The organism is Paenibacillus camerounensis (assembly GCF_000723885.1).
Lineage (GTDB): Bacteria > Bacillota > Bacilli > Paenibacillales > Paenibacillaceae > Paenibacillus_AQ > Paenibacillus_AQ camerounensis.
Window position 1 is genome coordinate 42,337 of sequence record NZ_CCDG010000004.1, and the last position, 14,221, is coordinate 56,557.

The window sequence follows — 14,221 nt, forward strand, 5'->3', positions numbered from 1 at the left end:
TCAGACCTCAACCTCCAGTCGGTAGCCAAGCTTGAATACGGTTCTGATCGTATCTTCCCAGCCGAGCTTTTTGCGTAATTGGCGGATATGGACATCTACAGTACGGGTATCACCGGCAAAATCATAGCCCCAGGCCAGCTCCAGCAGCTTTTCCCTGGAAAGAGCAATATTCCGGTTACGGATCAGCACTTCGAGCAGCTCAAACTCTCTGGCGGTCAAATCCACCGGCTGCCGGTCCACCATAACCTTCCGCTCTGCGAAGCGTACCTCCACCTCATCGCAGATAAAGGCCGGGGCGGACTGTTCATTCCTGCGCAATACGACATTGATGCGGGCCAGCAGCTCCAGCATTTCAAAGGGCTTGATGATATAATCCTCCGCACCCAGCTCGAACCCTTTGATCCGGTCAGCCAGCGCATTTTTGGCCGTAATCAGAATAACCGGAATCCGCAAGTGGGCAATCCGCTGCATCACCGTAAAACCGTCCAGTCCCGGAAGCATCACATCAAGCAGGATCAGATCGGTATGCCCGTGTTCCAGCATCTCCGCCGCTTCCAGACCGGTATATGCTTTGGCATAGGTGTGCCCGACCAATTTAAGGTTCATTGTGATCAGATCGCTGATCGGCTGTTCATCTTCGACTACTAATATATGGGCCATCTAGTATATTCCCTCCCGGGTAAATCAAATTATCAGCGATAAAAAAATACGGCAATCTAACTCTAGCATACCAAATACCCTATTTTGCGGAAAGAAGGTATGAAATCTAATTGACCATTGGAAAAAATGAGAGTATGTTTGTAATATAATGTAATTTTAAGGAGTGAATTAGGAGTTGCTGGAGCTTGATGATATGAGCGCTGATGCACTAACAGATATGTTAAAGGCTTCATTCTCATTAGATAACTGGACAGCAATGATCGAAATTGCAGACAAGCTTTTCGGAACCATTGCAGTGATTCATGCGACCAAATCATATGGCTTCGATGCCTGCAGGCCAAGACGGTCATCCGCTTATTATGTCGGATTCAGCCTATGCGCCAAGGGTATAGCGCTGCAAAAACTGGGATATTACCTGGAAGCCAAAGAGTGTATCCAGCGGTACGCGGATTTAAGCTGGCTTAAGCTTGAGGATGAAGATGCTTTGGCGGAAATAGAATATTACCAGAATACCGCAGCTGCAAACAGTTTTGTTATCGAGCTTCTTTTGGGGAATCGAACGGTTCTGCCGGAGTATGTATGGTTCATTAAGAAGAACGGCAAAGAGGAACTGCTTGCCGGTTTAATTACAATTCTGGAGTCCGCGCTGAATCATAACTATTCAGTAGATTGGGCATTGGAAGAGCTGCAGAGTGACGTAGAGCTAATTAAAGACAATGAATCGAGAGAAAATGTCCGTTACTACATAGATTACATCCTTCTACTATCTATTTACATGTTCAAACGCGGGAAATCCAGTGATGCAGTAAATTTAACATTGGAAAATATCGTATTAAGTGGTAATCTTAGAGATGAGACAGGCTTTAAAAAGGCCACTGCCTTTTACGAGCTTATCCGCGCCGATGCCGATGCTTCCCAGCAACAAGAGTATCACTACATAATGAAAAAAATCATAGAGAGGGAGTTCAATGATGAAAAAGAAGCTTTTGTTATTGACCACCGTATTGCTGATTAGTTCATTTGCCGTACTTACTGCTGCAAGCGCTGATGAAGTATCCGTTAATAAAGGTTCCTCAGGAGGCTCATTCACAATCAACAACCACGGGATGGGTCATTAATCCGCGAATAACCAAGATTCATGCAGCCCTACCCTGAGGTAGGGCTTTTTATTATGTCCGGCAGCTTATGTACAAGCTACATTGTTCTGGCTAAAGAATAACGCCAGCAGCAGAGCTTTTCCCGCGGAAGCCTATTAGGTATACTAATGAAGTGTATCTTTTCGGCTCAAATATATCTTATACCGCATATGGGGGCGACTAGCCATTAATAAACAGGATCAGGTCATGCTGCAGTTCAGGGACTTATTTAACAAGCTGGCTTGGATTAACAAAGGAAAGATGGAAGAAGGACTTAAAGGCTGTAAGCCGTCTGAGGTTCACTGTATGGAATGTATTGAGAAAAATGCAGATTCCAATGTGACAAAGCTCGCGGAGTCCCTGTATATGACCAAGGGTGCCATAAGCAAATTAACTAAAAAGCTTACAGACAGAGGTCTAATCGAAAGCTATCAGAAGCCGGAGAACAAGAAAGAGGTTTATTTCCGGCTGACGGAGCAGGGCAGAACCATATTTCATATTCACGAGGAGCTGCACAACGAGTTCCGCATGCGGGATCAAGCCGTATTTGAACAGGTAACCGGGGAGCAATACGACAGTATGCTCAGCTTCATTGAGAAGTACAGCCGGCATCTGGATGGAGAAATAAAGAAACAGGGTCTGGATAATCATACATCTGACAGCTCCGGGTGATGATTATCAAAACCACATGCAGCATTACATAAAAGCAGCCCAATTCACTAAGAACGGGCTGTTTTTTATTTGTTCTTTTTTTGTTGACAAGGAAACCTTTTAAGGTTATTGTTTTGTTGACAAGGAAACCAAACGGCTTTTAAAGGAGCACACCTATCATGGCACAAGAAAACGTACCGATAACAGCATTACCCAAAGAAATCCTTATGGCGGCCTGGGCCATTGCCCTTGGAGCGATCGCCCCGATGCTTGACTCCACGATGGTGAACATCGCTATAGATCAGCTAACCAGGGATTTCAACACATCCCTCCATATCATTCAGTGGGCGATTACAGGTTATGTTCTGGCCCTGGCGGTTGCAGTCCCCGTATCCGGCTGGCTGATGAATCAATTTAACGGTAAAAGAGTTTTCATCGGCGCTGTTGCCGCCTTTGGCATCATTTCAGCACTTGTCGGATTCAGCTGGGACATTTCCAACTTCATCTGCTTCCGTCTGCTGCAGGGCTTTAGCGCCGGAGTGATCACGACCTTAATGTTCACCCTGCTGGTTAAAACCGCCGGTCAGGAGAACCTGGGCCGGGTCATGGCTATTGTCAGTACCCCGATGATCTTCGGCCCCATCCTGGGACCGGTAATTGGCGGCTTCATCATTCAAGGAGCGTCCTGGCACTGGATTTTCTTCATCAATGTGTTCATTGTTCTGATCACTGCACCGCTGATGATGAACAAGATCCCTGACTTCGAACCCTTCAACAAAGAAAGTAAGCTCGATCTGTTCGGGATCATTGTTTTGTCTTCTATGAGTGCGGCGTTGATATACGGCATTACCCAAGCAGCTGACCATGCTTCATTCAACAATGGTGAAACCATACTCTGGAGCGGGATTGGCCTTGCTTTGGCTGTCATCTATCTGGCCTACAACCGGATCAGAAAGAATCAGACCGTACTGCCCCTGAACTTATTCGCACATAAAAGCTTCACTGCCTCCAGCATCGGCCTGTTCCTGGCCAACATTGCCATCATGGGGCCCATGCTGATTCTGCCCCTGTTCTTTCAGAACTTCCGTCATTTTACGGCCATCCAAACAGCAGTTGCCCTGATTCCACAGGGAGCCGGAATGCTCATTACCCGGCCTTTCCTCGGCAAAATGATCGATACAATCGGTGCCAGATACGTTGTCCTTGTCAGCATCGTTCTGTCCCTGATCGGTTCGGTACCGCTGATCTTTATTACCGGCACAACAAGCATGATCTGGATCTCTATCGTACTGTTCATCCGCGGTGCCAGCATCGGGGGCATCAGTCTTCCGCTAACAAGTGAGGCCTACACCGGACTTGACGGCAGGCAGCTGCCGGAGGCAGGCGTCGGGATTAACATTATCGAGAATCTTGGCGCAAGCTTCGGCTCAGCTGTAATCGCCACTGTTGTCGCAACAGTCATCCAAGGCCTGCAGCCGACCGTCGCGAACGGGTTACAAGGGTACCACGCCGGGTTCCTTGTGTCTGCTGTTGTGCTTGCAGTTATCTTGATACCAAGCTGTTTCCTAACGCACAAGAAGAAGGCATTGAGTAAAGAGGGATGAAATGCGAAAAGGCCGGTGCGTCAGCGCCGGCTTTTCCCATAACAGCTGTTTCCGTACAACAATACGTCCCCTGGCTATCTGGCCCTTTATATGAAAGGTCATAACATCGACATAGTTGAGCTTTCCCCTGCCGCTGCCATTGAAAAAGCTTCCATTCACAAATCTCAGCCTTATGCCGTTAAAAAACGTAGTAGAATAAGAAGACTACCCTAACTTTTAATGGAAGCGGTGCCGATCCCAATGTTCCGATTTATGATAGCCAATTTTGCGTTATTGACCGCATTTCTCTTTTTGTTCAATCTGCTGTTCCGCCATTACCTGAAAAAACCGAGCCGTCCTCTGCAGTTCAAGCTGCTGATTGGTGTATTGCACGGCTTATGCGCCCTTCTTCTCCTGCTGTTCAGCTATAAGGTATCTCCAAATATCATGATAGATTTCCGGCATATAATAGTCATCTGTTCTGCTTATTTCGGAGGGCTGCCGGCCTCCTTAATGACTGTACTTTTTATTGTCATCGCCAGAACAACCCTGTTTGGCGAGTTTACCCTTACAACGATTGCTGCGTGCATTACTATCATAACAGCAGGCATCGGCAGCGGTCTGATCATGCAGTATATTGACCAGTACTGGCGGCGCTGGCTCCTTTCGCTGCTGTTAAGCCTTACACTTATTTCCATTGCTTCACTGCTTATGGGGCCTTCTTTGGACAAGGTATCGTATACAGCGTTATTTACATATATGGCACTAATTGGCTCCGGAGGCCTCTTCTCGGCCAGGCTGATTGCCTTCTTTACTTATTCCAACCAGCTCGGGCAAGAGCTGGAGAACAGCGAACGGCGGTACCGTTCATTGCACATGCTGCAGGAAGCTATTTTCCAGTCCTCGGCAGGCACAGTCATTACGGTTTTTAATATTGAAGGGAAAATTACTCACATTAACAAAGCAGTGGAGACGGTACTTGGCTATTCCCCGGATACATTAATCGGACGCGAAACCCCGCTTCTGTTCCATGACAAGGAGGAAATTTCCGTTTATGCCGGAGAATTGTCCAGCTTAACGCATAAACCCTACAACGGATTGGACGTTTTCAAATACTGTGCAATGGAACAGCCTCCGGAAGGACGGGAATGGTCATATATCCACAAGGACGGTTCACGCTTGACTGTTCTGCTTGTCGTCACGCCGCTTTGGCTGGATGGCGAAATTACCGGATTCATAGGGACCGCAACCGATATTACAGAACGAAAAAAAATGGAGAATACGCTGCAGCAGTTGTCTCTAATGGACGGGCTCACAAACATTGCCAACCGGCGATACTTCGACGAAACGCTGGAAAAGGAATGGAAACGTGCGCAGCGCAGCGGCAGTCCGGAAGGCTTGTCTCTGATTATGTTTGACATCGACTATTTCAAAGCCTACAACGATCTATACGGGCATCAGGCCGGGGATGAATGCTTGCGCAAAATAGCCCTGCTCGGAAAAGATGCCGTAAGACGCCCCTCCGATCTGATTGCGCGTTACGGAGGCGAGGAGTTTGCAGTGATCCTGCCGGATACGAACCGGACCGGGGCACTGGCTCTGGCTGAGAAGCTCCGGGCGGCCGTCGAGAACGAAAAGCTCTCCCATGCAGGTTCCCGCATCAGCGGTATGGTGACCATAAGCATAGGTGTATCCCATTGCCTGCCCCACACCGGCGCCTCTGCGGAGCAGCTAATTGCAGAGGCGGATCAGGCCCTTTACTATTCCAAAGCGGCCGGCCGCAACAGGGTGAATGATTATCGGGCAATTCTTGAGCAAGCTGCGGATTGAGAGTAAGAATAAGACTGCATTATCGAACAAGAAGCGGGGCGCCTCCATCCAACCTAGCTTCCATTTGCCCAAAACTTCAATATTATGACTATAGACTCATAAAAATGGATATTACCAAAAAAATAATATTTTAAATTTTATATTTTTTGGTGATTGGTCCTTATGTCCCAGGTTTATATAAAGAGAGCTGAAACTTAAGTTCCCCTCATGAAATTTTCATGAAACTTAAATCACAAATCCTACGCACCTGATGTTACACACACAATGGAGGGATTACAATGTTTAAAATGTACAATACGAATAATCTGGATTCCAAGAAGTTCGATGTTAAGAAGCTGGCTGTCCCTGTGCTCAGCCTGGCTCTGATTGTTCCGGCCCTAACCGGTATGTCTCCAGTACATGCTGCGGCAGCTCCGACGGCGGTAACGGCAGCACAAATGACTATGATGAAGGCTTCCATTATGACTCCTGCCGTTGAGCTGAGAGCGGCTCTGGATCATTTGCTTTCCGAGCATTTCCAGCTGGCGGTAGACGCTATGATTAAGGCGTATGAAGGTTCGCCTGATGCATCCGCTGCATATGCGGCATTGGACCAGAATGCGGCCGATATGCTGCCGGCGATTGAATCGTTGTACGGTAAGGAAGGCGCAGCAGAATTCGGACGTATCTTCCGCGCCCACAACAAGTATACCGATGATCTGGTAAAGGCAACAAAGTCCGGTGATACAGCAGCACGCCAGACGGCCGAAGCCAATGTTGAGAAATTCGTCCAGGAATTCTCCGCTTTCCTGGGAACAGCAACCGGGGGCAACCTGCCTCAAGCTGCTGCCGAGAAAGTAATCCGTCTTCATGAGAATCAGGTTCAGGATGCCTTCAATAAATATGTATCCGGAGATTATGCCGGTTCCTATTCGGCATACCGTGCCGGATTAAACGAAATGTTCACGATCAGCAAAGCTCTGTCAATGGCCATCGTGACACAAATGCCTGAGAAATTTCAGAACACCAAGTCCGATACACCTGCAGGAGATTTGAGATCTGCCCTGAACTATCTCCTTGCCGAACATTTCGCACTTGCAACCCTGCAGATGCAGGAGCAATATGATGGTGCGGGCAACAGCAGCAATGCACTTATTGCAGCCGAAACCGGCAATACCCAGGATCTAAAGGCAGCAATCGCCTCTGTCTATGGCAGTGCAGGAGCTGATCAGTTCGAGCAAATCTGGACAACCAACCACATAAACCTGCAGGCGCAGTACGCAGCAGCCGTGAAAAACGGAGACCTGGAGGGAGTAGCGGCAGCCAAAATGCAAATCACACAATTCACAAAAGACCTGGCCTCCTTCCTGAGTACAGCGACCGAAGGCCGTATTCCGGAGGCTGGTGCGCTTGAAGGCCTCACCGCACACGAAAATCAGGTACAGCAGGTCCTTGACCAATATGCAGTTCAGAACTACTCCGGCTCTTATCAGACAGAGCGCCAGGGCTATGCTCTTATGTTCGATGTAGGCAAGCTGCTGAGCGGTGCAATTGTAGATCAATTCAACTCCAAGTTCCAGGAGCCTGCCGTGCCTGTACCAACACCCGTCCCCGCTAATCCGGACACCGGCAGTATGACAACTGTCATCATGCAGATTGGTAGTCAAAATCTGACGCTGAACGGTAAAATGACCAAGATGGATACCATGCCACGTGTATGGGGTGACACCACTTACGTACCGCTGCGCTTCCTGAGCGAGGGCATTGGTGCCGAGGTCAAATGGGACAAGAAAACTAATGCTGTAACAGTCATGGCAGGCAGTGACACTCTGACCTTCTGGCTGGGCAAGGATTACATGGAAGTTAACGGTACCAGACAGCCGGTAGGGCGCAAAGTATTTGCAGATGAGAACGGTAGAACCGTTGTGCCTCTGCGCTTCATAACCGGACTGCTGGGCTGGAACTTTAATGTGGACAGCAACTGGGTTATCACGCTGACTAAATCAATATAAGGGTTTGAAATGTAACCATAAACCGTAAAAGAACAACAGAGCAGCCATTCTCCAGCAATAGGAGAATGGCTGCTCTGTGCTGCCTTCCGGCAAGCCACATGATGGGGGTATTTTGCTTAACTATTTATATTTAGAGGCAAGTGTCATTTGGTACTAGAACAGCAGAGAGGGAAGATCGGCTGTGAACCCGTTCAATAAGCTCCTGAATCACTTCATCCGGTGAGCGCTCGTTCATCCAGGTCTGGCCGAACATCTGAAAGACCTTTATCATCGGGAAGTCCTCCCAGAAGCCGACGAACTCCTCATTAAGATATACCTTGTCTGTGACATGCTCATTCATTTCATTCAGGCGCTCTTCCAATACAGCTTTTGCGGCCGGGTCACTGACCCATTCGCTGAGAAGGCTGAATTTGTGGAAGGTGATTTCTTCCTTCCCGAAGTCACAGAGCAATCTCTCCGTGATCCGGATGTCCTTGGACGAGCTGCCCAGCAGAATCTGAAAATATCCGGTGTCTGCAGCCCAGCGGTTGTACCTGGTATTGAAGTATGAAAAATCTCTCTCCTCCAGCTCAAAGACAATCGTCTGTTGTTCGCCCGGATCAAGCTCCACCTTGGCAAAGGCCTTCAGCTCCTTCTCCGCCCGGGTCCACTTGCACTCTTCATCGTGTACATACAGCTGCACGACTTCTTTCCCTCTGGACTTGCCTGTGTTTGTCAGTTGAAAAGATACTTTGACGCAAGTACCGTGCTGAACCACTTCCAGATCTGTATAGGCAAAAGAAGTATAGGACAGGCCGTGTCCGAAAGGGAATTGCGGCGCCAGCTCCTTACGGTCATAGTAGCGATAACCCACGAATAGGCCTTCGCGGTAATACAGCTTGCCGTTCTCTCCGCGGATCCGCATATGCGAAGGATTATCCGCCAGCTTCACAGGGAAGGTCTCAGAGAGCTTGCCTGAAGGATTGGTGTAACCGAACAATATCTCTGCTATGGATCTGCCCATGCCTTGACCCGACAGCCAGGAATGGATAACGGCAGGAACATGCTGCACCCATGGACGCATGACCAGTGCCGAGCCGCTGCTGGTTATCACGATACATTTTGGCTGAACAGCAGCAACCGCCTGAATCAGCTTGACCTGATGCTCGGGAAGCTCGATGCCCTTCAAATCATGCATTTCAGATTCGGCATATTCCGGCTGCCCTACGAACAGCACTGCCACATCGGCGTTCTTGGCCAGCGTTACACTTTCCTTAATAAGCTCTTCATTCACGGAGTCATCTTCCGGGTATCCTGCTGTATAGCTCACAGTAGCTAAAGTACCGGCCAGCTTTTTGATCTCATCCAAAGGAATATCGACTCGGGCAGGGGTTACCTTGGCACTGCCGGCTCCCTGAATTCTGGGCTTCTTCGCAAACCGTCCGATTACCGCAATCGACGAAACCGTTTCCGGCCGCAGCGGGAGAATCGCGTTATCGTTCTTCAGCAGCACGATGCTTTCGGCCGCCGCTTTACGGGCCAGCGTATGGTAATCTGTATCCTCTTGTTCTATAGCTTTGTTTCCGGTAACCCGTTCAACCAGCTTCAGGATACGGCGCACACTCTTGTCCAGCTGCTCTTCGGATAGCTTCCCGTCCTGAACCGCCTCTACTATGGCTTTGGCATTATAGTGGGCCGGGCCCGGCATTTCAAGGTCAAGTCCGGCCTTTAGCCCGCGTATCCGGTCATTAACGGCTGTCCAGTCGGACAGGACCACACCTTCGTAACCCCACTCTTCTCTGAGAATATCGTTTAATAAATGCTCGTTCTCGCTGGTATAGGTTCCATTCAGCAGGTTATAGGAGCACATGACCGTCCATGGATCGGACTTTTTGATGATCCGTTCAAAGGCACTCAGGTAAATTTCACGCAGTGTCCGCTCATCGATTTCCGAGCTGGTCACCATTTTCTCGAACTCCTGGTTGTTGCCCGCAAAGTGCTTGACCGAGGCTCCGACGCCTTCGCTTTGGATACCGTTAATGAAGGCTGCGCCAAGCTCGCCCGTCAGGCAGGGGTCCTCCGAATAGTATTCGAAGTTTCTTCCGCCTAGCGGTGTTCTTTTCATATTGACGCCAGGACCGAGCAGCAGTTCTACCTCCATCGTCTTGGACTCCTGTCCAAGCGCCACGCCTACCTCATGCAGCAGCGCTGTGTTCCAGGAGGAGCCAATCGCAGAGCCTGTCGGGTAACAGGTCGCCGGTACATTTTCCGTGGTAATTCCCATCTCTTCATTACTGTTCGTCTTACGGATCCCGTTGGTTCCGTCATACATATGAACAGGCGGGATATTCAGCCGCTCGATCCCTTTGGTCATCCACATATTCAGTCCCGCAACAAGCGAGGCTTTTTCGGTAAGGGTCATTGCCTTCAACAATTCATCAGGTGATTTATTCATGCTGCTCCATCCTTTATTGTCAGATTAATTTTCCTGTTCCTTTTTCAGCTCCTGGGCATCATACAGCTTGAAGAACGGAAACCAGACCGCAAACACAATCAGCAGAACCACCGCCAGCAGAATGAGCCCGTTGAATCCGCTCATCAGGTAGGTAGACAGCCCGATCGGGGTATACCACAGCTGGAAGATTTGGCTTGGAATCCGGACCAGCCCCATATCGAGGACGATATACACGAGAATCGGCGTGATCAGCCCGTTAATCCACATCGGCACCATAAGCAGCGGATTGAACGCAATCGGTGCCCCGTACACAACCGGCTCGTTAATATTGAACAAGGACGGGAGGATTGTCGCTTTGCCGACAGACTTCAATTTTTTGGACCGGGCCAGCAGGAACCAGACCACTAAAGGCAGCGTAGCGCCCATCCCGCCGATACCCAGCCAGCCGGAGAAAAAGGTTTCGAACGTATTGATGTTGACCGGGTCCTGACCGGCTGCGACGAGGGCTGCATTCTGTTCAATGGCAGGAATCCAAATAGCGTACCAGATCGGAGTCATCACCCAAGGGCTTACACCGAAGGAATACAGCACCACGCCGATAAAGTTGAACAATACAAAGCCGGTCAGACTTTGACCCATGGCATTGATCGGCTCGAACACATTGACAATCAGTGCAAAAATATCGAAATGAAGCGGATAGACCAGAACCCAGCCTGTAGTTAAGATAAGGGCGATCGGCACGAGAAAATCAAACCAGTCCATAATGAACTCCGGAAGGGAGGAGCCTTTTTTGAAGAATGAAAATTTGTTGCACAGATTCATGACAAGAGCCACAAACACACCAACCAGGAGTGCCGTGATCATCCCCGAAGGTCCAAACCGTTCCAGAATGAACTGGATGGTACCGTCTTCATTTAGGGTCGGGTTAAGCAGCATCACGAAAAGGGAGACCCCGCTCATTCCCGCCAGCAGCTTGATTTTGTGACGCTCTCTTTTTTCCATGACGGTATACGGCGTTAAAAAAGCAATAAACAACCCCAATAGCCCGAAGCTAAAGGTCGTGATGGGTGTAAGATCCGGCATCCCCGGAATGAAATCCTTCAAGATTGAAATGAGTGTAATAATCGAGCCGATAAAAATCATCGGAATCGCCACCATAATGGCTTCCTGAATGGATGCCACCCAGAGATTATTTGTAAACGCCTCCAATCTAGGTGCAAACGATTCTGTCATCCACTTCATGAAACGCTTCATCTAAATTCCCCCTGTCTTTCTCTTAGCTGATGCTGATACAACCCTAGTATAGTGTTTTATGATACCGTTTTCTTGTTGTAACTTGCCGCATCCGGGTTCGTATTTTGCCTACTTCCTGCCTCCTGTACTAGCTTGTCTGCTTCTGTTCAAAATAAACAGCAAAAAACACCCCTTCAGCAAAAAGGGATGTTTGCGCGGTGTATTTTCAATTAAAACTGTCTTTCGAGCTGGAGCAGCAGCACCCCATGGGGCGGGAGTACAATGTCTTTGCGCCAGCCTTCCTGCACTACAAGCTCTGTCCGGATGACCGGGCCGCTTCTGCTGTTTAAATACTGAATTTCCTCCTGCGTTAAAAAATCAGGCGATCCCATCGTCATCCACTCATCGAATACCGACCCATGCTCCCGGTCCAGTTGATAGCTGGTGCATTTATAGGGTCCTGCGAGCTGGTTTAGCGTGATCTCAAAGGCTTTGCTGCCTTTTTCCTCAAATACATCATAACGGGTGGAGCCGGACAGCTCAGACCAGTCTCCGCTCGCAAACAGCTGATCCACATGGACGTAGTGATAGAACAGGAACTGCAGGCTTCCGTCGCTTTTCCGGGTAAAGACATAACCATCCCCCTGCTTCAGCAGCTCCTCACCCAGCTTCTGCATCAGCTCAAACGCATAATACCCGGGCTTCTTCAGCCCGTCGCGGTTAATCAGGCCAAAGCCTCCATAGAACGGGGAAGCCGGAACGACACTTTCTTCAAAAACATCGGTAAAGGACCAGTAGGCCATCGCCTCCGCGTCCCCGAGCGTATTCATTGTATGGTAGATGACAAACGGGGCCATAAACATCGTATCGTGCAGCAGATTCCGGTCATACAGCGAAAAATTCCACTCGGTAATATGAAGCTCAACGTCACTGTAGGAGGCTGCCTTCATTTTGTGCCGCACACGGTCAATGCTTTCTTTGAAAAATGCCGGGGGCATGATCCGGGTCAAACGGCCTTCTTCCGTCTTTAGCTTGGGATATTCCGAATAAATATGGAACGAAAAGAAATCGAGCGGCACTTCCCGCGAGCGGCAGTAAGCTAAAAAGTCCTCTGCCCAGGTATCGTTCCAGATTGAGCCGTACCCCATAGCGGGCCCGCCTGTCCTCAGCTCCGGAAGCACTGATTTAATCGCATGAACGGTGGATTCGTAAAAAGTGAAGTACTCTTCTTTGCTGCCTGCCCAGCAGACCCCTGCCAGGTCCGGCTCGTTCCACACTTCAAAATACCACTGCTTCACCTCATCCGCCCCGTAACGGTTCAGACAATGACGGATGAAGGCCCGGACCAGCGCTTCCCACTTGGCAGGATCTGCCGGCGGACTGATATTGCCTCTCCACCAGAACAGCGTTTCTCTGGACCTCGCCAGCTGTCCCGGCATAAAGCTCAATTCAACAAACGGCCGGACTCCCTGCTCCAGAAGGAAATCGTACAGCTTGTCCACGTAAGACCAGTTATAGACCGGTGTGCCGTCATCCTTTTCACTGTATACCATCATCTCATCATTAAAAATGCCGTGAAACCGGATATACCGGAACGGGATGCTTCCCTTCAAAGCAATCAGCTGCTTCCGCCAATCCTCGCGCAATCCTTCTACGGCTCTTCCGGCCGTTGTGGTGATATTCCAGTGCTTTTTGTAGCTAGCCGTTGTCTGATCTGTACGAACCTCAATCCGTTCAGGGGCAGCCGTAAGAGCAGCCGACAGCGGAACGCCGGACTGACCGTTATCCGTTGTGACGTCCAGATAGCGGTACAGTGACCCTATGGCGTTCATTGTGTCCATCTCATAATAGTCCCCGCTTGAGGATTCCTCATACGTTTTGGGCTTGCGGTTCCGGTTCAGCCGGTGCGGTTCCGGTGCAAGTGAAGCTTCCCTGTAGGAGCCCGGCGTGCAGCCGTATTTTTCCTTAAAATATTTGTTGAACAGCTTCACGTTGGCAAATCCGCAATCCAGGGCAATTTCGGAGATGGTCTTATCGCTTTCTGCCAGCTGAAGCTGGGCCTTTTCCAGGCGGATAAGCGTCAGATACTTTTGAAAGGGGATGCCGATTTTGTCCGTGAAGAAGTGGGAAAAATAATGCAGGCTTAAATGCTCGGAGTCCGCCATATCCTGCAGCGTAATCTTTTCATTATAGTGGCGGTCAATGTAGGTGAGGACACTGTTCAGTCTTTTATAATCATTGTCCCTGCTTCCTTCTGCCACCGCCGGATTCGTACCGTCTGCAAAATATCGCAGCAGGCATCCGCATAACATCTGTAATCGGCCTATCGTGTAGCTGTGATAACCCGGCGATTTCTTGTTAATCTCCCAGACCATTTGTGCAAGGTTGTGCTTGATGCTGTGCAGACTCGACGGGTCCTGCCCGGAATGACCGGCAGAGTTACAGGAGATGAACGCATTATTATGCAGCAGCTCGGGTCCGAACTGCAGGGTTAACAACACATTTTCCTGATGGGTCCGCTCAATCTTGTGAACCGACATACTGTTTATCACGAGAATATCATCTTCCTGGAGCGTATATTGCTTCTGGTCCAGATACATGTTAATCGAGCCGTGGAGAAGATACAGGATCTCAACTTCCTTATGCCAATGAAAATCAATATGCTGTACGGAATTCACGAAGAGCTTCATCGGCAGATCGTCC

Annotated in this window: 9 protein-coding genes; 5 read left to right on the forward strand and 4 right to left on the reverse strand. The window is 49.3% G+C overall.

Annotation, left to right across the window (positions count from 1 at the left end; all coding sequences use genetic code 11):
- Positions 1-660: a response regulator transcription factor gene (locus BN3772_RS01065; protein ID WP_042195762.1), complete on the reverse strand. Its 660-nt coding sequence runs from the start codon at positions 658-660 to the stop codon at positions 1-3.
- A 175-nt stretch (positions 661-835) separates the two neighbouring features.
- Here BN3772_RS01065 and BN3772_RS01070 point away from each other — a divergent pair, with 175 nt between their 5' ends.
- The 5 genes from BN3772_RS01070 to BN3772_RS01090 all read left to right on the forward strand — a co-directional run bounded on the left by BN3772_RS01070 (position 836) and on the right by BN3772_RS01090 (position 7,851).
- Positions 836-1,675 carry a hypothetical protein gene (locus tag BN3772_RS01070; RefSeq protein WP_052380325.1) on the forward strand — a complete coding sequence of 280 codons (840 nt, stop codon included), beginning with the start codon at positions 836-838 and terminating at the stop codon, positions 1,673-1,675.
- A 307-nt stretch (positions 1,676-1,982) separates the two neighbouring features.
- Positions 1,983-2,468 (forward strand): MarR family transcriptional regulator, encoded by a 486-nt coding sequence (locus BN3772_RS01075; protein WP_042195764.1) that lies wholly within the window; start codon positions 1,983-1,985, stop codon positions 2,466-2,468.
- Between the two features lie 158 nt (positions 2,469-2,626).
- A complete protein-coding gene (locus BN3772_RS01080) occupies positions 2,627-4,051 on the forward strand; it encodes an MDR family MFS transporter (protein WP_042195766.1) in 1,425 nt (474 codons plus the stop codon).
- 240 nt (positions 4,052-4,291) lie between these two features.
- Entirely contained in the window at positions 4,292-5,860 is a 1,569-nt protein-coding gene (locus BN3772_RS01085; RefSeq protein WP_042195821.1) for a sensor domain-containing diguanylate cyclase, read from the forward strand.
- Positions 5,861-6,138: 278 nt separating this feature from the next.
- Positions 6,139-7,851: a copper amine oxidase N-terminal domain-containing protein gene (locus BN3772_RS01090; RefSeq protein ID WP_086074336.1), complete on the forward strand. Its 1,713-nt coding sequence runs from the start codon at positions 6,139-6,141 to the stop codon at positions 7,849-7,851.
- 130 nt (positions 7,852-7,981) lie between these two features.
- Here BN3772_RS01090 and BN3772_RS01095 read toward each other — a convergent pair whose 3' ends face one another.
- The 3 genes from BN3772_RS01095 to BN3772_RS01105 form a co-directional block, all read right to left on the reverse strand.
- Complete coding sequence (locus BN3772_RS01095) at positions 7,982-10,285, reverse strand: beta-glucosidase family protein (protein ID WP_042195768.1); 2,304 nt, start codon at positions 10,283-10,285, stop codon at positions 7,982-7,984.
- A 24-nt stretch (positions 10,286-10,309) separates the two neighbouring features.
- Positions 10,310-11,539 (reverse strand): PTS sugar transporter subunit IIC, encoded by a 1,230-nt coding sequence (locus tag BN3772_RS01100; protein ID WP_042195771.1) that lies wholly within the window; start codon positions 11,537-11,539, stop codon positions 10,310-10,312.
- A gap of 209 nt (positions 11,540-11,748) precedes the next feature.
- On the reverse strand, positions 11,749-14,208 hold the full coding sequence (locus BN3772_RS01105) for a GH39 family glycosyl hydrolase (RefSeq protein ID WP_244444648.1): 2,460 nt from the start codon (positions 14,206-14,208) through the stop codon (positions 11,749-11,751).
- Between the last annotated feature and the right edge of the window lie 13 nt (positions 14,209-14,221).

Excerpts from the sequence above, each read along its gene's own strand:
- BN3772_RS01065 (WP_042195762.1), bottom strand. The coding sequence starts at position 660 with ATGGCCCATATATTAGTAGTCGAAGATGAACAGCCGATCAGCGATCTG.
- BN3772_RS01080 (WP_042195766.1), top strand. The coding sequence starts at position 2,627 with ATGGCACAAGAAAACGTACCGATAACAGCATTACCCAAAGAAATCCTT.
- BN3772_RS01085 (WP_042195821.1), top strand. The coding sequence starts at position 4,292 with ATGTTCCGATTTATGATAGCCAATTTTGCGTTATTGACCGCATTTCTC.
- BN3772_RS01090 (WP_086074336.1), top strand. The coding sequence starts at position 6,139 with ATGTTTAAAATGTACAATACGAATAATCTGGATTCCAAGAAGTTCGAT.
- BN3772_RS01095 (WP_042195768.1), bottom strand. The coding sequence starts at position 10,285 with ATGAATAAATCACCTGATGAATTGTTGAAGGCAATGACCCTTACCGAA.
- BN3772_RS01100 (WP_042195771.1), bottom strand. The coding sequence starts at position 11,539 with ATGAAGCGTTTCATGAAGTGGATGACAGAATCGTTTGCACCTAGATTG.
- BN3772_RS01105 (WP_244444648.1), bottom strand. The coding sequence starts at position 14,208 with ATGAAGCTCTTCGTGAATTCCGTACAGCATATTGATTTTCATTGGCAT.